Below are 18,695 nucleotides of genomic sequence, written 5' to 3'. Positions count from 1 at the left end.
CACCGCGCGGGCCCTAGCGTCGGCGGAGCCGGACAGCCGAGAGCCGGCCCGCGCGACGCGGGAGGAACCCGACGCCCGGGAGGGAATCCGATGCCACGCCCATTGCAGTTCTCCGCGTTCGTCATGAACACGACCTCGCACATCACCCACGGGGCCTGGCGGCTGCCGGAGGCGCGGCAGACCGAGTTCAACTCGCTGGAGCACTGGGTGTCGCTGGCGCGGGAGCTGGAGCGGGGCAGGTTCGACTTCATCTTCTTCGCCGACGTCGTGGGGCTCTACGCCGATCACCGCTCGTCGTGGGAGAAGTTCGTCGAGTCCGGGTTGCAGATCCCCAGCAACGATCCGTCGGTGCTGGCCTCGGCCATCGCGCACGCCACCTCGGAACTGGGCATCGCGATCACCAGCTCGATCCTGCAGGAGCACCCGTTCAACTTCGCGCGCAAGATCTCCACGCTGGACCACGCCTCGCGCGGGCGGATCGCGTGGAACATCGTCACGAGCCTGTCGCCGAACGCGTGGCGCAACTTCGGTTACGACGACATCACCCCGCACGAGGACCGCTACGCGTGGGCCGACGAGTACGTCGACGTCGTCTACAAGCTCTGGGAGGGGTCCTGGGACGACGGCGCGCTGCTGCAGGACAAGGAGCGCGCCGTGCACGGCGACTTCACCAAGATCCACAAGATCCACCACGCGGGTGAGCGCTACCGCGTGGAAGGCCCGCACCTGGTCGCTCCCTCGCCGCAGCGCACGCCGCTGCTGTTCCAGGCCGGTTCCTCCCCCACCGGGCGCCGGTTCGCGGCCCGCAACGCGGAGGCCCAGTTCATCCAGTCGCCCAGCCCGAAGGACGCGAAGGCGCTGATCGACGACACCCGCCGCCTGGTCGTCGAAGCCGGGCGCAAGGCGGAGGACCTGAACTTCTTCCAGGGCCTCTCGTTCGTCATCGGCAGCACCGAGGCGGAGGCGCGGCGCCGCGCCGACGAGGTGGACGAGTACATCGACGACGACGCGATCATCGCGCACGCGGCGGGCGGTATCGGCGTCGACCTCGGGCACTACGACCTGGACACCCCGATCGGCGACATCGAATCGGAGGGTTCGCGCAGCCACCTGCTGTGGTTGCGGGAGGCGGTCCCGGACCGGGAGCCGACGGTGCGCGACCTCGCGCGGCTGCGCACCCGCAACGGCCGCGTCGTGGGCACCCCGGAGCAGATCGCCGACCGGCTCGCCGAATGGCGCGACGCCGGAGTGGACGGCATCAACGTCACAAACTACACGATCCCGGGCAGCTACCTGGAATTCATCGAGCACGTGACGCCGGTGCTGCAGGAACGCGGGCTGGCGCAACGGGAGTACCGCCCCGGCACGACCCGCCGCAAGCTCACCGGTGCCGACCTCCTCGACGACCACCACCCCGCCGCCGCCTACCGCGGCGCGTTCTCCTGACCGGGCTTCACGTCCGGTGCACGATCCCGGATTCAGATCTTCACCCGTGCCCGTTCGATTTCTCGCGAAGTTGCCGGACACCAGGGAAAACGTGATCACGATCGTGGAGGCGGTCACGGTGTGATTCCGGAGTTCACCCCGCAGGGACGCCCCCTCCGTGAGTTCTCGGGGCGTCGTCCCGTCCCCGGCCCGACGGCGGTGGAGCCGGGGTTCCCGCCACCGAACCGCCGGACATCCGAGCACCCCCGAGGAGCAGCAGTGAGCATCGAAACCCCGATCGCCCCGCACGTCGACCCGGTGCTGCCCGGATCGGCGGAGTTCTCCGCGCTGGTGGCGAAGATCGCCGCCGGAGCCGAGCACCGCGCGGCGCACGACCTCAACGCGCACGAGCAGATCGACTGGATCCGCCAGGCCCGGCTCGGCGCGATCACCTTGCCCGCGGCCGACGGTGGCCCCGGCGTCTCCGTGCGCGCGCTGCTGTCGCTGGTGATCGACCTCGCCGAAGCCGACCCGAACGTCGCGCACATCCTGCGCGCGCACTTCTGGCAGGTCAACGAGATCCTGCGGGCGCTGCCGCCCGGGCCGCAGCGCCAGCACTGGGTGGCGGAGATCCGCGCGGGCAAGCTGTTCGGCAACGCCAGCAGCGAACGCGGCGACCGAGCCGCCGGAACGCTCTCCTTCGCGACCGGGCTCACCCGCGCCGGCGACGGTTTCCGGCTCAACGGCGAGAAGTTCTACAGCACCGGCACCCTGTTCTCCGATTGGATCGGGGTGTCGGCGCAGCTCGACCTGAACACCGTCGCGGCGGTCCTGGTGCCGATCGACCGGGCGGGCGTGACCGTGGTCGACGACTGGGACGGCATCGGTCAGACCCGCACCGGAACCGGCACCACCACCTTCGAGGACGTCGTCGTCGAGGAGCACGAGGTGCTCGACGTGCGCGTGAACGACGGTTCGGCGCGCGGCGCGAACGATGTCGCGCTGCTCCAGCTCTACCTCCAGGCGATCATCGCCGGCATCCTGCGCAACGCGGCCGAGGACGCCGCGCGGCTGGTCCGCGGGCGCACCCGCTCGTTCCAGCACGCCCCGACCGCCTCACCGGCCGACGATCCGATCCTGCACGCCGAGGTCGGGCGCATCACCAGCGCCGCCTACGTCGCCGAGGCCGCGGTGCTCGCCGCCGCCGACGAGATCGACGCCGCCTACCGCTCCGAACGGCTCGGCGAGCCCGATCCGGCGCTGTTCACCGCGGCGTCGCTGGCGGCGTCGAAGGTGAAGGTGCACGTGGACGAGGTCGGGCTGCGCGCGGCGAACGCCCTGTTCGAAGTGGGCGGGGCGTCGGCGGCCTCCCGGTCCCGGAACCTGGACCGGCACTGGCGCAACATCCGCACCCTCACCCTGCACAACCCGACGTCGTACAAGGCCGCCGCGGTCGGCGACGTGTTCATCAACTCGACGCCGCTGCCGGTCAACGGCTACTTCTGAGCGGCGGGTCCCGCGTCGCCCGCTCCCACATTCCAGGACGACGACCCGGCCGGAACCCGCGCCGGCGTGCGCGGCGGTTCGCTCCGCAGCGCGCCTCGGCACGTGGCTGCTGGCGGTCTTTTCCCAGTTCGGAGCGGAGTTCCGGGGCTCGCAGCCCGTCCTCGCCGGGCTCTCGGCACCGGTGCGGCCACCACCGGAGCGGTCGGCGAGGTGCGTCACACGGTTCGTCAAAACCCGTCCTGGCACGGTAGTTTTCGGCCGTGCCCAGCGATCCGACCGTCCTGCCGACCGTCACGTACGTGACCGTCGCGCTCGGTTGCCGCCTGCCGCTGGTCCGGGTCCTCTGTCGCGGTTCGTCGCCGCTCTCCTGACGAACTCCGCCGACCGCACGGCACCCCGGCCCGATCCGCTCGCGCTCGTGGTGCCGTCCCCGCACGTTGCGAGGACCCATGACCGCAGCCCTGCACGCCGTCGCACCTGCCCGCACCGCTGATGTCCCCGTCGTAGCGCCAGGTCTGCGCATCGCGGACACGCCGGCCGCCGCGGTGCTGCGGGTCGCCCGCCGCGAGGGCCCGATCTTCCGCGACGCCGCCGCGGCCCGGACGGGGTTGAGCCTGCCCACCGTCAACCGGCACGTGGTGGCCCTCGTCGAGGCCGGGCTGCTGCGCGAGCGGGCCGATCTCGCTCCCTCCGGCGCGGTCGGACGTCCGCGGTTGCCGTTCGAGCTGCGCCGGGAGCCGCACCTGACCGTCGGGATCCACATCGGCTACCGCACCACCACCATCACCACCCACGACCTGCACGGCCGGGTGCTGGGCGGCATCCGGACGAGCACCTCCGGCGACGACGCGCCCGACGTGCTCGCCGCCGTCGGGGATCGCGCTCGGCGCTTCCTGGCGCGCTGGCCGGGCAGGCGACCGTTGTGGGCCGGGGTCGCGCTCGGCGGGCGGGTGGACGAGCACGGGCGGGTGGAGCACTCGCGGCTGGGCTGGCGCGAGGCTCCGGTCGGCGAGCTGATCGGCGCGCGGCTCGGGCTGCCGATCTCCGTGGCGCCGCACGTGGAATCGATGGCGGCGGCGGAGCTGTCGTTCGGACCGCCCCACGAGCCGCACGGCAGCACGTTGTACTGCTACGCCCGCGAGACGATCGGCGTCGCGCTGACCATCGACGGCGCCGTGCACAACCCCCGCACCGGGCCGGGCGGCATCGGGCACCTGCCCGCGGGGCCGACGGAACTGCTCGATCCGCGCCGCACCGGCAGGCTCGACGACGCCGTGAGCGACACCGGAGTCGTCGAGGCCGCCCGAACCGTAGGCCTGCCCGTCGGGTCCACCGCGGAACTGGCCGCTCGGGGCGAGGCCGGCGACGGGTCGGCGCTGGCGCTGCTGCGCGAGCGGGCCCGCGTGCTGGGGCGCTGCATCGGGCAGGTCGCCGACGTGATCAACCCGGATCGGATCATCCTCGGCGGCCAGGCGTTCACCGAGTTCTCCGGGACGCCGCGCGAGGTGGCGCGGTCCGCGGCGGAGAACTCCGCGGTACCGCAACGGGAATTCCAGGTCACCGCCGCCGGGAACGGGATCCAGCAGCAGGCGGCGGCGGCCGTGTCGCTGGACTTCCTCTACGCCGATCCGCTCGCCGCGCTGCGCCACGCGAACCGCGCGACCTCCGCCCGGGGCCTGCGCCGGTGAACCGGTAACGCGACGGTGCGCAGCGGCTCGCGCTACGCCGCTCGGCTCGCCGCGCGGCGAGCACCGCCGTCAGGTGCCGCGTCACCCCGGATGTGACCGCGGAACGGATCGCCCCTTGCTCAGGCGCAGGATCGAGGTGACCGCGTCCTCCGAGCGGATCGCCGGAGCGAGGACCTCCTGCAGGAGCAGGCCGCGAATCGCCGCGATGGTGACGGAGGCCGTCAGCAGCGCTTCCTCGGCATCGAGCCCCTCGCGTTCCGCGAGCGCGGCCAGGATCTTGGTCAGATCGTCGAGCGAGTCGATGAACTCGCGGAAGTTCTCCGGGTCGTGCGCGGCCAGGCCTGCGACGTGGAAGAAGCCGCGAACGCGCGACAGCTGCTCCGGACCGGTGTAGGTCCGCCAGATCGCCACGACGAGGTCGTCGAAGGTGCCTTGCTCGGCGGTTTGCACGAGCGCCGCGTTGTCACGGGAGCGCTGCGCGTCGAGCATGGCCGCGAGCACGCCCGGCAGGGAACCGAAGTGGTACCGCAGGAGGGCGTGGCTGGTCCCGGCGCGGGCGGCGATCTCGCGGAGCGACACCTCCGGCGCGGGAAGGGCCTCCGCGAAGGCGTCGAGGAGCCGCGCCAGGAGGCGCTCGCGTGCGTCACCGGTGCGTTCCGTGCTTGACAGGGTCACTCCCGCAGTTTATCCATTGGAAAAGAAAGCCGGTGCCGTGGTGCTCGAACCATGGTCGCAGTCGGCTCACCGACGGAGGAGGACATGACTCGTGAGGTTCTGCAGATCACCGGTGCGGCGGTCATCGACGGGGCGGGTCGCGTGCCCGCCGACGTCGAGGACGGGCGCACATCCCGGCTCGACACCTCCGGCGAGCGCATCGGCTTCGCCTGACCGACGCCCACGTTCACCTGAGCTTTCCCTCGTGCTCCGCAACGACGATCCGAAACTCTCCACCTCCCCCGCCCATGCCGTACCGACCGTCCGAACCGGACATGCTGTGAAGGACCCCCGATGAGCACCATGTGGCACGGCTGCCTCGCCGACACCGACTACTTCGAGATGCGCTCCGGCGGCGGGCACGACTACGGCGTGTGGGTCACCACGCCACCGGGCTACGACCCCGCCACGACGCGAGCGCCGGCCCTGTACGTGCTCGACGGCAACTGGGCCGTGGGCATGACGGCACCGCTCATCGTGGCCCAGGCCGATCCGATGCAGCGGATCCAGCCCTACATCCAGGTCAGCGTCGGCTATGCGGGCGAAGACGCGCAGCACTGGGATCGGCTGCGCAACAGGGACCTCGTGCCACCCGGCGAGCCCATCGCCGCGGAGCTCGTCGACGCCGCGGAAGCGGGATTCCGAGCGGGTTCGAGGACGCGCGAGGAAACCGACGCCTACCTCGCCGAACTGCGCGACACCCACGCCGACGCGTTCCTGAACTTCCTCACCGCGGAACTGCACCCGCGGATCGAATGCGACTACGGCACCGCCACCAGCGGCCACGGGCTCTTCGGCTACTCCTACGGCGGCCTGTTCGGCCTCTACACCTGGCTCACCGGTTGCCCGCTCTTCGAGAGCATCGGAGCGGGCAGCCCCGGCGTGGCCGGCGCGGACAGCCGGATCTTCGCCCGGCTCCAGGAGCTCGGCGACGGGCAGCGAGCCGCGCGGCTCCACGTGACCCTCAACGAGCAGGAGCTGCTCGGCGACATGGCGATCTACCAGGCCATGTCGAAGAACACGGCCACCGTCCTGCACCGCCTCACCGCGCGCGGCGAAGCCGTCACCAGCGCGATCATGCGCGAAACGCACGTGACCGGCCTGCAGGCGTCGTTCCTGAGCTACCTCAGGACCTGCCGTGCCCGGTGAGCGGGTAGCCGCCTCGTCGGCGGTGGCTGAGGCGGGCTTGGTGCTGTGAGCGCTGGAAGCGCGACCAGGTCCGGCTCAGCCACCACCACCCGCGCGCCACTAGTGCGCGCGGATCAGGCCGCCGTCGCAGCGGAGCTGTTCACCGGTGATGTAGGACGCCTGGGCGCTCGCCAGGAACACGACCGCCGCCGCGTACTCCTCGGGAGTGCCGAACCGGCCCGCCGGGATGTCCGCGCGGGACGCGTCGCGCACCTCGTCGGCGGCGACGCCGCGCCGCTCGGCCATGGCGGCGTTGAGCGAGTTGAGCCGCTCCGTCTCGATCCGGCCGGGCAGCACCATGTTCGCGGTGACCCCGTCGGCGGCGACCTCACCGGCGAGGGTCTTCAAGTACCCGGCGAGCGCGCCGCGACCCACGTTGGAGGCGGCGAGCCCGTTGATCGGCTGCTGGACGCCGCTGGAACCGATCGCGACGATCCGGCCCCAGCCGCGTTCGCGCATGCCCGGCAGGACCGCTTCGACCAGGCGGATGTGCGCGGACAGCAGCAGTCGCACCGCGTCCTGCGCGGCTTCGGCGCTCATCTCGGCGGCGGTGCCGGGCGCGGGGCCGCCGCCGTTGAGCACCAGCACGTCCACCGGCCCGAACACGGCGGCGGCGTCGATCAGCGAGCGCGGGCCGTCCGGTTCGGTGATGTCCACTCCGATGCCCACCGCGGACGGCAGCTCGGCGGCCTGCTGCGCCGCGAGTTCCCCGCGGCGCCCGCCGAACGCGACGTGCGCGCCTTCGGCCGCCAGCCCGCGCACGACCGCCGCGCCCAACCCGGAGGTCGCACCGGGCACGACCGCGACCTTGCCGGTCAGTCCGAGATCCACTGAACCCTCACCTGCTTCCGCGCGCCGTCACCGCAGCACCTGCGGCATCGACGAGCAACGATAGTGATCACCGCTCCGCCGGGCCAGCCGCGTCGAGGTCGATCCACTGTGGACCGACCTGGCCGGACGCTCAGCCCCGGCGAGGCAGCAGGCGGGCGGCGTTGGTCCGGTCGATCGCGGCGTGGTCGATCCCCGGCGCCGCGTCCAGGCGCTCCGTCATGAAGGTGGCGATTTCCGCTGGCGCGTAAGGGAAATCGCTGCCGAACAGGATGCGCTCCGGGTCGGCGAACGCCGTGAGACCGGGCAGCGAGTACGGCGAAGCCGACAGCGCGGTGTCGAAGTAGAACCGGCGCAGGTCGCCCAGCAGTTCCGCAGTGCCGCGCTCACCGCCCGCCATCTCCAGGCAGGCGGCGATGCGCTCCGCCGCGTACGGCAGGAAACCGCCCGCGTGGGACAGGACGACCTTCAGGCCGGGATGGCGGTGCACGGTGCCGCCGGCCACCAGGTTCGTCGCGGCCCGCACGGTGTCGAGCAGGAAGTCCGCCGCGAACGGCGGGATGCCGGGCACCGGCTCGGCGGGCAACGCCGAAGGGTGCACGAACACGACCGCGCCCCGCCTGCCCAGCTCGGCCATCAGCGGCTCGAAGGCCGGGTCGCCCAGGTAGGTGCCGCCGCTGTTGGCCAGCAGCACCACGCCGTCGGCGCCCAGCTCGTCGAGCGCGTAGGCGGCCTCGGCGAGCGCGCCGTCCACGTCGGGCAGCGTCAGCGTCGCCCAGAAGCCGAACCGGCCCGGGTGCTCGGCGGCGAGCTCGGCGCAATACTCGTTGACGGTGCGCGCCATCGCTCGGCCGTCCTGCCCCGGCCACGGTTCGACGCCCGGCGTGGTCACGGACAGGATCGCGGTCTCGATGTCGTTGCGGCCCATCAGGTCCAGCGAGGCCTGCGGGCTCCAGTCCGGCGTGCCGCGTCCTCCGGCATCGACGCCGTCGCGTCGCAGCCGCTCCCGGTACGCGGGCGGAACCACGTGGTGGTGGACGTCGATGCGCCGAGCCGAGGCCATGATCGCTCCTATTAATTAGCTTGCTAACCAATTGGTAAGGTAGCACCCATGACCGGCAGCCACCAGCGCCCCGAGCCCGAGGAGCCCGCCGACGACACGGGCGTCGACGAGCTCGCGCAGGCGACCGACGCCCTGTTCCTGGCCATGCGCCGCGCCCGCGCCGCGCACGCCGCCGAGGTGGGCGGGCTCTCGCTGGCCCAGCTCGCGATGGTGCTGCCGCTGGCGACCGGCGCGGAACTTCCGGTGGGCGACCTGGCCGCGGCCGCCGGGGTCACGCTGCCGACCGCGACCCGGATGCTCCAGCAGCTCGAAGGCAAAGGGCTCGTGTCCCGCCGCCGCAGCCCCGAGGACGAGCGCCGGGTGCTGATCACCCTCACCGACGCGGGAACCCGGGCGCTGCAACGACTCCGCGCCCAGCAGCGCCGGGCGCAGGCCCGCGGCTACGCGGTGTTCACCCCGGAAGAACGCCTGCACCTGGCCACCGAACTCGGACGCCTCACCGAGGTCATCAACGCGGGCTACCGCCGGAACCGCGGCTGAACGTCCGGTATGGACTCGGCGCGCGCCGCCGGAGATGATCGGACGCAGCCGACCACGAACAGGAACTTCGCATGCCCGACGAACCCGCCGCCGGAATCGGCCGCGACCGGCAGTCCGCGATCTACCGGGACGGCGTGTCCGGGCGGAAACCCGCGGTGCCCACCGATTTCCGCACCCTGGAGCGCCGCGCGCGGCGGAAGTCCTCGGCGCGGGGCTGGGCCTACGTGGCCGGTGGCGCGGGCGACGGCGCGACGATGCGGGCGAACCGGGCCGCGTTCGACCGCTGGTCGATCGTGCCGCGCATGTTGCGGGACGTGTCCCGGCGGGACTTGAGCGTGGAGCTGTTCGACCGCCGCATCCCGGCGCCGGTGCTGTTCGCGCCCGTGGGCGCCGCCGAGCTGATCCACCCCGAGGCGGACCTGGCCGTCGCGAAGGCCGCTGCGGAGCTCGGCCTGCCGTACGTGTTCTCCAGCCAGGGCTGCGTCCCGATGGAGGAGTGCGCCGCCGCGATGGGCGAGTCGCCGCGCTGGTTCCAGCTGTACTGGAGCACCGACGAGGAGCTGGTGGACAGCCTGCTGTCCCGCGCGCAGCACTGCGGGGCCGACGCGATCGTGGTCACGCTGGACACGACGCTGCTGGGGTGGCGCCCGCAGGACCTCAACCTGGGATCGCTGCCGTTCGCGCGCGGCCAGGGCATCGCCCAGTACACCTCCGACCCCCGGTTCCGCGAGATGGTGCGCGAGCGGGTCGCGCGCGGCGCGGACGAGGCCTCCGACGTGCGCGTCACGGTCGCCGCGATCCGGGCGCTGCTGTCGATGAGCCGCCGGTACCCCGGTTCGCTGCTGCGCAACCTGCGCTCCCCGGAGCCGCGCGCGGCGGTGCAGACGTTCCTCGACACCTACTCCCGGCCGTCGCTGAACTGGTCGGACCTGGCGACGCTGCGGGAACGCACATCGCTGCCGATCCTGCTCAAGGGCGTGCTGCACCCCGACGACGCGCGCCGGGCGGTGGACGCCGGGGTGGACGGGATCGTCGTGTCCAACCACGGCGGTCGCCAGGTCGACGGTTCCGTCGCGGCGCTCGACGCGCTGGCCGAGATCGCGCCGGTGGTCGACGGCGAGCTCACCGTGCTGTTCGACAGCGGCATCCGGTCCGGCGCCGACGTCGTCAAGGCGCTGGCCCTGGGCGCGGACGCGGTCTGCCTGGGCCGCCCGTACCTCTACGGACTGGCGCTGGCCGGGGCGGAGGGCGTGCGCGCGGTCGCGGCGAACGTGCTCGCCGAGCTCGACCTCACCCTCGGGCTCACCGGCCACGCCTCCCCCGCCGAGCTCACCCGCGACGCCCTCCGCCCGGCCTGATCAGCCCCGCATCGCGGCGGCGATCTTCTCCCCGACGAGCACGGCGGTCAGGTGCGGGTTGGCGCGCGGCACCCACGGGAACACGCTCGCGTCGGCCACCCGCAGCCCTTCGACGCCCTGCACCCGGCCGTCCGGGTCCACCACGACGTCCGGTTCTCCCGGCGCGCCCATCCGGCAGGTGCCGGAGGCGTGCGCGGTGTCGATGACGTTGGCCAGGGCGAACTCGGCGAACTCCGCGGCGGACATGGCCGTCTCCGGCGGGACCATGGCCGTGCCCAGCCCCATCCCGGCGGAGATCTTCTGCAGTTCCGGCTGGGCGGCGATCTCGCGCAGCTCGTCGACGACGACGCGGAACCGGCGCAGGTCCACGGAATCGGCGAGCAGGTTCAGCTCCACCGCCGGGTCGATCGACGGGTCCGTGGAGGTCAGCCGCACCCGGCCGGTCGAGCTCGCCCGGTTGTTCCAGCCGACGATCCCGGCGACCGGGATTCCCTCGCCCAGCGCGCCCGGAGTCGCGATCACACCGTCGTTGACGTCCTCCCCGACTCCGGTGGTGAAGCGCAGGAACAGCTGCCCGCGCGCCGGCAGTCCGCGGTAGTCCGGCGGTTCGTGCAGGCCGAGGACCAGCATCATCGCCGCGTGGTCCTGCAACCCGCGCCCCACGGGCAAGTCCACCACGGGCTCGATGCCCAGTTCACGCAGCTCCGCGGCCGGACCGATCCCGGAGCGCTGCAGGATCGCCGGGGAGTGCACCGCGCCGGCCGAGACCACGACCTCGTCGGCGTGGAACTCGGTGACCTCGCCGTCGACGATCGCCCGCACCCCCGTCGCGCGCCCGCCGCCGATCAGGATCCGGTCGACCAGCGCGCCGCCCACGACGTGCAGGCCGGGCCGTTCGCGGGCCGGTTCCAGGTAGGCGTCGTTGGTGGAGACCCGGCGCCCGCCGCTGCCGTTGTAGGCGTAGGGCGACACCCCGGTCGCGCCGGGCGCGTTGTGGTCGGGCGCCCACGGGTGCCCCATGCGTTCGGTGACCTGATCCAGGGCGGAGTCGACGGTGGCGAAGTCCTCGCGACGCGGCCGCAGCACCGGGATCGGGCCGTCGGCGCCGTGGTGGGCCTCGGTGCCGAAGTCCTGGTCGTCCTCCAGCTTCCGCAGCAGCGGTAGCACCTCGCGGTGGCTCCACCCGGTGCAGCCGTTCGCCGCCCAGCCGTCGAGGTCCTCCACGGTGGGCCGGATCGCGAACAGCCCGTTCACGGCGGAGCTCCCGCCGACGCCGCGCCCGCGCGGGTAGCTCGCCGGTTCCTGCACGGCGGACCTCGACGCCTGCAGCCGCGGGAAGGTGTGGGAGTGCGCCAGCTGTTCGACGAGGCGGTGCTTGCCCGGTTCGACGCCCTGGATCTCCGGCGGCGTCTCGGCGGAGCGGTAGTCCGGGCCCGCTTCCAGCACCAGCACCCGCCGCTGCTCGTCCTCGGTCAGCCGGGCCGCGAGCGCGGCCCCCGCCGATCCGGCGCCGATGATGATGGTGTCGTACATCCGGTCCCCTCCGTCGTGCCGCCTGGCCGACCGATCGGATCGGTCGCCGCACGGAGCAGAACAACCCGTGCCCCAACGGCATGCTCAACCCATTGTGCGTCACGTCACAGCATCGGCCTCCGGCGAAGCCTCTTCAGTCCGCCCCGCCCACGTCCGCAAGCCAAGGAAACGCGGCAAAGGTCTAACCAAAGCGTTGACACCTCGGTAGCCGCCGCTTAACGTACGCCACATTGGTTTTACCAAAGGAGGATTCCGTGGGTGTGGATCTGTCGTTCCTGGTGCGCAGCCTGGCCGAACAGGCGACGCCGGAGCCGGGCACGGACCTGCTGCGCCTGCCCACGGAACGGGAACTGGTCGCCTCCCTCGACATCAGCCGCGGCACGCTGCGCGAGCAGCTGTCGATGCTGGAGATGCTGGGCTTCCTGACCCGCACCCAAGGCCGGGGTTCCTACCTGGGCGTGCCGGACTCGAGCTTCATCCAGCTGTACTTCGACCTCTCCAGCGAGCTGGGCCAGCTCGGCGGCGGCCAGTTCCGCTCGGCGCGCGAGATGCTGGAGATCTCGATGACGGAGGCCGCCGCCCGCCTGGCGACGGCCGACGACGTGGACGTGCTGCGCGGGCTGGTGGACGAGATGGTGCGCGCCAGCGCGGCAGGTGAGGACGAACGCGCGCTGGAAGCGGACCTGGACTTCCACCGCCACCTGTGCACCGTGGTGAACAACCCGATCTTCACGTTGCTGCACGACGGGCTCAGCCACGTGCTGCGCGACGAGGTCGTGGACCGCCGCCGCATCGCCGTCGAGCGGGAACCGCTGCGGCCGGGCGAGAACCGCGTCATCGACACCGTCCACTACGGAATCGTCGACGCCGTCGAGAACCGCGACGGCGAAGGCGCTCGCTCGGCGATGCGCCACCACTTCGAGGTGTGGTCCTCGCTGACCGGCGAGGCCTGACCGCACCCACCCCGGCCGACCGCCGGGACCGGAACTCCAGGAATGCGCGCCCGCACGACCGGGCGCTGACGCGTGCTGCCCGGAAACGGGCCGGAGCAGGAGGTTGACTCATGGGCGAACCCGACGTGGTGTTCGTGGGAATCGGCGCCATCGGCAGGCACATGGCGAGCAGGCTGGTCGCCGCGGGCCGCACGACCACGGCGGTGGATCCGACGCCGAGCGCACGGGAATGGGCCGCGGCGCAAGGGATTCCGGCGGTCGCGTCGATGGCGGAGGCTCCCCGCGCGGAGTTCGTCGTGGTCATGGTCGCCACTCCCGACCAGCTCGCCGCGCTCGTCGACGAAGCGCTCACCCGCGCCGACCTGGACGGGCAGCGCTGGATCGTGATGAGCACCGTCGGCCCCGACGCGGTCCGCGAGCAGGGCGCCCGCCTCACGGCGGCCGGAGCGCTGGTGCTGGACGTGCCGGTCACCGGCGGCGTCGCGCGGGCCCGCACCGGTGAGCTCACCCTGTTCGCCGCCGGGAACCGGTCCACAGTGGAGTTCGCGCGCCCGGTGCTGGACTGCTTCGGCTCGGTGCGCGAAGTCGGCGAGCGGGTCGGCGACGGCCAGTCGATCAAGGTGGTGAACCAGCACCTGTGCTCGGTGCACATCGTCGCCGCGGCCGAAGCGCTGTCGCTGGCCGGTGAGCTCGGACTGGACCGCGAGCAGGTGCTGTCGCTGGTCGAGGGCGGCGCGGCCGGGTCGTGGATGCTCTCCGACCGGGGGCCGCGCATGGTGCAGGGCACCGACGTCGAGGTCACCAGCACCATCGGCATCTTCGTCAAGGACAGCAACCTCGTCGCCGACGCCGCCCGCCAGGCCGATGCCGACACCCCGCTGCTGGACCTCGCGCGGGAGCGCTACGAACGCGCCGCCGACGCCGGATTGGGCGCCCGCGACGACTCCCGGGTGATCGAGACCTACACCTCCGCCTGACCGAACCTCCCCGCACATCGCGGGAATCCCGCCGCCCGGTCATCCGGCCCCGGCGGTCGCTGCAAAGGAGCAGACATGTCCGCTGCGCCCACCGCCGCCCGGCGCGACGACCCGACGAAGGTGTCGGTCGCGTCGATGATCGGCACCGCGGTCGAGAGCTACGACTTCTTCATCTACGGCACCGCTTCCGCGGCGTACTTCGGGTCGGTGTTCTTCCACACCGGCAACGAACTCCTGGGCGTGCTGGCCTCGTTCGCCACGCTCGCCGTGGGCTTCTTCTTCCGCCCGCTGGGCGGATACCTCGCCGGGCACTACGGCGACCAGCTGGGACGCAAGACGGTGCTGATGTGGTCGCTGGCGATCATGGGCTTGGGCACGGTGCTGATCGGCGTGCTGCCCACCTACGCGCAGGCCGGGCTGCTGGCTCCGGTGCTGCTGATCCTGCTGCGCATCGTGCAGGGCATCGGGTTCGGCGCCGAATGGGGCGGCGCGGTGCTGATGTCGGTGGAGCACGCGCCCGCACGCAAGCGGGGCTTGTTCGGCGCGGTCCCGCAGATCGGTATCCCCGCCGGGCTGCTGCTGGCCAACGGCGCGTTCCTGGCTTCGGAGGCCGTGTTCGAGGGCGACTGGGTGTGGCGGGTGCCGTTCCTGCTGTCGATCGTGATGGTCGGCGCGGGCATGTTCATCCGGATGAAGGTCTCCGAGTCGCCGGACTTCACCGCGATGAAGGACCGCGGCGAGATCCACAAGGCCCCGGCGCTGGAGGTGCTGCGCCGCGACTGGCGGGCCATCCTCAAGATCGTGGCGCTGCGGCTGGCGGAGACCGGCGGCTACTACATCACCACCAGCTTCATGCTCTCCTACGTGGTGCTCGCCGGGCTGACGGACAAGCAGAACGTGCTGATCGGCACCATCGTCGGTTCCGCGCTGGGACTGCTGAGCCACCTGCTGTTCGGCGCGCTGTCGGACCGGATCGGGCGCAAGCCGGTGTTCCTGCTGGGTGCGGTGTTCACCATCGCCTTCGGCGTCCCGATGTTCCTGCTGGTCAACACCGGCGCGGGCATCGCCGTGGTGGTCGCGGTGTCGCTTGGGCTGCTGCTGAGCCACGACCCGATCTTCGCGGTGGAGTCGTCGTGGTTCTCCGAGCAGTTCCCCCGCGACGTCCGTTCCTCGGGGATTTCGCTCGGCTACAACGGCGCGTCGATGGTGGCGGGACTGCTGCCGTTCCTGGCGACCGCGCTCTACGGCGGTATGGGCTGGATCGGGCCCGCGCTGCTGTTCGTGCTGCTGGGCGTGATCTCCACCGTCGCCGCCGCGTTCACCGCCGAGACCGCGCCCGCGAAGCTCACCGAGCCGGACCGCGTTCCGGCCTGAGTCGGTCGCGCGGGTTGATCGTGATCTCTGTCTTGTCAGCGGCGAAGCCGCTGAGCAGTGACCACGCATGCAACCGGCAGCGCGGCGGGTTCTCAGCGGCCTTCTCGCGAGGACAGCGATTTCGCCGTGTAGGGGCCTACATAAGAAATCGATCCCGCAGCGAGAAGGCCGCTGAGGTTCCGCCACCCGCCCCACCAAGCAGAACGAGCTCGAAGACAAGTAAGGAGTGAACATGACCGCTGTGAGCGCGTCACGCACGGAAGGGCTCGACCTCGCCGCGCGGGCGGATCGGGTGCGCGAAGCCGCGTACCGGATGCGCCACCACATGCTCGACATGGGCGAGGTGCAGGGCCAGGGCTACGTCGGCCAGGCGCTCGGCGTCGCCGACATGCTCGCGGTGACCTACGTGGACCAGCTGCGGCTGAAGCCGGAGGATCCGCACTGGGAGCAGCGGGACCGGTTCCTGCTGTCCACCGGCCACTACGCCATCGCGCTGTACGCGGCGCTGGCGGAGGCCGGGATCGTCCCCGTCGACGAACTCGACACCTACGGCTCGGACGGCTCGCGGCTGCCGATGTCCGGCATGGCCTCCTACACGCCCGGCATGGAGATCTCCGGCGGCTCGCTCGGCCACGGGCTCACCGTCGCCGTCGGGATGGCGCTGGGGTTGCGGCTGCGGTCGTCGTCCTCGCGGGTCTTCAACTTCCTCTCCGACGGGGAGCTCGACGAGGGCTCCACCTGGGAGGCGGCGATGGGCGCGAAGCACCACGGGCTCGGCGGGCTGACCGCGATGGTCGACATGAACGCGTTGCAGGCCGACGGCAGGACGGAGTCGGTCCTCAGCATCGAACCCGCCGAGGAGAAGTGGGCCGCGTGCGGCTGGTTCACCCAGCGCGTCGACGGCAACGACGTGGAAGCGCTGCTGGCCGCCTTCGACGCCGCCGCCGAGCAGGCCGAACCACACGGCACGCCGTCGGTGATCCTCTGCGACACCAAGATCGGCCGCGGTGTTCCGCTGCTGGAGACCCGCGAGAAGGCCCACTTCATGCGGATCGACGAGCACGAGTGGCAGCAGTGCCGCGACCAGCTCACCGCCGGTTTCGAAGGAGCGAGCGCATGAGCACCCCCACCAAGAAGCGCCTGACGACCTCGGCGATGATCGCGTCCTTCGCCGACCCCGGCCAGCCGACGAGCTCCGCGCCGTTCGGGCACGCGCTGGCGGCGCTGGCCGAGCAGGACCAGCGGATCGTCGGCCTCACCGCCGACCTCGGCAAGTACACCGACATGCACGTGTTCGCCGAAGCGCACCCCGACCGCTTCTTCCAGATGGGCATGGCCGAGCAGCTGCTGTTCGGCGCCGCGGCGGGCATGGCCGAGGTCGGCCTGGTGCCGTTCGCCTCCACCTACAGCGTGTTCGCGGCGCGGCGGGCCTACGACTTCCTGTGCCTGGACATCGCCGAACCGAACCTCAACGTCAACATCATCGGCGGACTCCCCGGGCTCACCACGGGTTACGGACCGAGCCACCAGGCGACGGAGGACATCGCGATCTTCCGCGGAATGCCGAACCTGACGATCGTCGACCCCTGCGACTCGGTGGACATCGAGCAGGCCGTGCCGCAGCTCGCGGCCGCCGACGGCCCGACGTACCTGCGGCTGCTGCGCGGCAAGGTGCCGACGGTGCTCGACGAGTACGACTACGAGTTCCGGCTGGGCAAGGCTTCCGTGCTGCGCGGCGGCACCGACGTCGTGTTCGTCTCCAGCGGCCTGATGACGATGCGCGCATTGCAGGCCGCGCAGGACCTCGCCGAGCACGGCGTGGACGTCTCGGTCGTGCACAGCCCCACCATCAAGCCGTTCGACGCGGAGACCGTGCTGCGCGAGACCCGCGGGGACCGCCTCGTGGTGACGCTGGAGAACCACACCGTCGTCGGCGGCCTCTTCGAGACCCTGGCCGCGGAAATGGCCAAGGTGGGCGAGCAGCAGCGCGTCGTGCCGATCGCACTGCCGGACCGGTTCCTCGACGCCGGCGCCCTGCCGACCCTGCACGAGCGCTACGGCTTGGCCCGGGGCTCGATCGTGTCGAAGGTCCTCGCCGAACTCGCCTGACCCGCACCCCGCCACGACGACCGGCGCCCCGGACCCCACACCTCCGGGGCGCCGCCGCATTGCGGCGCATTCGGCAGGCGCCTTTCGCGCTTCTCCGATTGCGCCGAACGGCGGAGGTCGCGCGAAAGCGGTAACGATCTCGCTTCGCCGCTCGAACAACAGGATGCGGGACGTTATCCTCACCTGCGCTATGCGTATTCCACTTGGCTTATTCGCGGATCACCGGATTTGCCAATCCGCCCCGAATCGATTCTCACTTTCGAAATCATCGAAGCAAAACCCGCATTCGCGCATGTTCGAGCCATCGATCAGTCCATTTTCCATCGCCCGTTCGAGTGAGACACTCAGACGGCGAGACCGAGCAAGTCGCGCTCGCAATTACACTGATCTTCCGCAAGGTGAGCAGCACCGCGAACAACGGGAATGTTCCAGCGAATCGATTCCTTGTGGGAAATTACCCACGAGGTCTGGGATTTTCGCGACTTCTCCCGTTGGCGCGCCGATGGGCGGAGGGATTGCCATGCCACGACCTTGGGAAGCAGACCCGTCAGCGACCTTCCGGAGACGCCTGGGCAAGTCAGCGCTCGAACTCGGCGCCAGCGACAACGAACTGACCTGCCCGGACATCTGGGAGCTCGACAACGGCGACATCGCCGTGATCGGTCGTGATCTCACGGCCAGCTACACGGCCACGCTGCCCGACGGGGTGAGCGTGGGATCCGACGAACGACTCGTCGTGATTCCCGGAATCATGCTCAAGTCCGCGAAGGGGGACATACCCCATGGCTGACCTGACCGGCGCTCCCGGCCGAATTGCCTCCGGGGACAGGTTGACGCTCGATGAATACGCCGACGACTTCAACGAGCGCTTCTGGAGGCCCCGGAACACCGGAGCGTGGAAATTCGAACGCGCGCAGACCTTCCGGCAGCCGGAAAGCGCCAGCTGGAATGCGTTCCACGACGGGAATTGGGAGCTGTCGCTGCGGTTGCTCGAACAGCGGCGGCCGGCGCTCCAGGAATACTTCGACCGCGTCTCCGCACACGGGTTCTTCGTGCGCCGGGTCCGAGTGGTGGAGGAGCCGCTCAGCTCCTACCTCGTCTGGGAGCTGAACTCGTTGCTCACCCGCCATCAGTGCGGAGCGTCGGTCAGCATCGTCGACGCGGGCGCGCTGGAAGCGCACGAGCGCGATGTCGCGCTGCCGGAGATCTTCGTGATCGGTCCGGACACCGTCTACGAGGTCCGCTACGACTCCGACGGCGTCGCCGAAGGTGCGGTCCGGTACGTCGACGAGCGGACCGCCCAGCGCTGGGCGAACTTCATCGACCGGCTGCACCGGGCAGGCGAGCCGATCGACGCTTACTTCGACCGGGAAGTGGCGGGGTTGCGGCCCGCGGAGTGCACGACTCCCACCGCCTGACGGCGAAACCGAGATGGGTGA

18 protein-coding genes are annotated in these 18,695 nt (G+C 71.3%); 14 read left to right on the top strand and 4 right to left on the bottom strand.

Translation table 11 applies throughout. The annotated features are described in order from the left end of the window. Positions 1-90: 90 nt before the first annotated feature. The 3 genes from ACWD38_RS17890 to ACWD38_RS17880 all read left to right on the top strand — a co-directional run bounded on the left by ACWD38_RS17890 (position 91) and on the right by ACWD38_RS17880 (position 4,619). The gene (locus ACWD38_RS17890) at positions 91-1,446 is read left to right on the top strand and encodes an LLM class flavin-dependent oxidoreductase (RefSeq protein ID WP_184478609.1); all 1,356 of its coding nucleotides are present in this window, start codon (positions 91-93) and stop codon (positions 1,444-1,446) included. Between the two features lie 258 nt (positions 1,447-1,704). Beyond that, entirely contained in the window at positions 1,705-2,931 is a 1,227-nt protein-coding gene (locus ACWD38_RS17885) for an acyl-CoA dehydrogenase family protein (RefSeq protein ID WP_450124484.1), read from the top strand. A 449-nt stretch (positions 2,932-3,380) separates the two neighbouring features. Further along, positions 3,381-4,619: an ROK family transcriptional regulator gene (locus ACWD38_RS17880; protein ID WP_184478608.1), complete on the top strand. Its 1,239-nt coding sequence runs from the start codon at positions 3,381-3,383 to the stop codon at positions 4,617-4,619. Positions 4,620-4,700: 81 nt separating this feature from the next. Here the strand turns inward: ACWD38_RS17880 and ACWD38_RS17875 are convergent, their stop codons facing one another. Further along, complete coding sequence (locus tag ACWD38_RS17875; protein ID WP_450124483.1) at positions 4,701-5,294, bottom strand: TetR/AcrR family transcriptional regulator; 594 nt, start codon at positions 5,292-5,294, stop codon at positions 4,701-4,703. Between the two features lie 84 nt (positions 5,295-5,378). On the opposite strand from ACWD38_RS17875, the gene ACWD38_RS17870 reads away from it, so the two are divergent. Both ACWD38_RS17870 and ACWD38_RS17865 read left to right on the top strand, forming a co-directional pair. Then, entirely contained in the window at positions 5,379-5,507 is a 129-nt protein-coding gene (locus tag ACWD38_RS17870; RefSeq protein WP_450124482.1) for a hypothetical protein, read from the top strand. A gap of 120 nt (positions 5,508-5,627) precedes the next feature. After that, complete coding sequence (locus ACWD38_RS17865) at positions 5,628-6,482, top strand: alpha/beta hydrolase (RefSeq protein WP_450124481.1); 855 nt, start codon at positions 5,628-5,630, stop codon at positions 6,480-6,482. A gap of 99 nt (positions 6,483-6,581) precedes the next feature. Here ACWD38_RS17865 and ACWD38_RS17860 read toward each other — a convergent pair whose 3' ends face one another. Together ACWD38_RS17860 and ACWD38_RS17855 are read right to left on the bottom strand one after the other, a co-directional pair. Then, positions 6,582-7,352: an SDR family oxidoreductase gene (locus tag ACWD38_RS17860; RefSeq protein WP_184478605.1), complete on the bottom strand. Its 771-nt coding sequence runs from the start codon at positions 7,350-7,352 to the stop codon at positions 6,582-6,584. A 130-nt stretch (positions 7,353-7,482) separates the two neighbouring features. Continuing rightward, positions 7,483-8,412, bottom strand: coding sequence for an amidohydrolase family protein (locus tag ACWD38_RS17855; protein ID WP_184478604.1), 930 nt, complete (start codon positions 8,410-8,412; stop codon positions 7,483-7,485). 48 nt (positions 8,413-8,460) lie between these two features. Between ACWD38_RS17855 and ACWD38_RS17850 the strand changes: the two genes are divergently transcribed. Beyond that, complete coding sequence (locus ACWD38_RS17850; protein WP_184478603.1) at positions 8,461-8,952, top strand: MarR family winged helix-turn-helix transcriptional regulator; 492 nt, start codon at positions 8,461-8,463, stop codon at positions 8,950-8,952. A gap of 71 nt (positions 8,953-9,023) precedes the next feature. Then, positions 9,024-10,310 carry a lactate 2-monooxygenase gene (locus ACWD38_RS17845; RefSeq protein WP_450124480.1) on the top strand — a complete coding sequence of 429 codons (1,287 nt, stop codon included), beginning with the start codon at positions 9,024-9,026 and terminating at the stop codon, positions 10,308-10,310. Here ACWD38_RS17845 and ACWD38_RS17840 read toward each other — a convergent pair whose 3' ends face one another. Further along, positions 10,311-11,843: a GMC family oxidoreductase gene (locus tag ACWD38_RS17840; RefSeq protein ID WP_184478599.1), complete on the bottom strand. Its 1,533-nt coding sequence runs from the start codon at positions 11,841-11,843 to the stop codon at positions 10,311-10,313. A gap of 254 nt (positions 11,844-12,097) precedes the next feature. On the opposite strand from ACWD38_RS17840, the gene ACWD38_RS17835 reads away from it, so the two are divergent. The 7 genes from ACWD38_RS17835 to ACWD38_RS17805 all read left to right on the top strand — a co-directional run bounded on the left by ACWD38_RS17835 (position 12,098) and on the right by ACWD38_RS17805 (position 18,674). Next, positions 12,098-12,796, top strand: coding sequence for an FCD domain-containing protein (locus tag ACWD38_RS17835; protein ID WP_184478597.1), 699 nt, complete (start codon positions 12,098-12,100; stop codon positions 12,794-12,796). 110 nt (positions 12,797-12,906) lie between these two features. Beyond that, positions 12,907-13,773, top strand: a complete 867-nt coding sequence (locus tag ACWD38_RS17830) for an NAD(P)-dependent oxidoreductase (RefSeq protein WP_184478595.1) — start codon at positions 12,907-12,909, stop codon at positions 13,771-13,773. Positions 13,774-13,848: 75 nt separating this feature from the next. Further along, positions 13,849-15,147, top strand: coding sequence for an MFS transporter (locus tag ACWD38_RS17825; protein ID WP_450124479.1), 1,299 nt, complete (start codon positions 13,849-13,851; stop codon positions 15,145-15,147). A 232-nt stretch (positions 15,148-15,379) separates the two neighbouring features. Continuing rightward, positions 15,380-16,267 carry a transketolase gene (locus tag ACWD38_RS17820; protein WP_184478590.1) on the top strand — a complete coding sequence of 296 codons (888 nt, stop codon included), beginning with the start codon at positions 15,380-15,382 and terminating at the stop codon, positions 16,265-16,267. Beyond that, positions 16,264-17,256: a transketolase family protein gene (locus tag ACWD38_RS17815; protein WP_450124478.1), complete on the top strand. Its 993-nt coding sequence runs from the start codon at positions 16,264-16,266 to the stop codon at positions 17,254-17,256. Before ACWD38_RS17820 ends, ACWD38_RS17815 begins: the two co-directional genes overlap by 4 nt. A gap of 520 nt (positions 17,257-17,776) precedes the next feature. Further along, positions 17,777-18,046: a hypothetical protein gene (locus tag ACWD38_RS17810; protein ID WP_450124477.1), complete on the top strand. Its 270-nt coding sequence runs from the start codon at positions 17,777-17,779 to the stop codon at positions 18,044-18,046. Further along, positions 18,039-18,674 carry a DUF6879 family protein gene (locus ACWD38_RS17805; protein WP_450124476.1) on the top strand — a complete coding sequence of 212 codons (636 nt, stop codon included), beginning with the start codon at positions 18,039-18,041 and terminating at the stop codon, positions 18,672-18,674. Before ACWD38_RS17810 ends, ACWD38_RS17805 begins: the two co-directional genes overlap by 8 nt. Positions 18,675-18,695 lie beyond the last annotated feature (21 nt).

The organism is Saccharopolyspora sp. NPDC002578 (assembly GCF_053592695.1).
The sequence above is the reverse complement of the archived record's forward strand: the minus strand, read 5'-3'. Positions and strand labels throughout refer to the sequence as shown.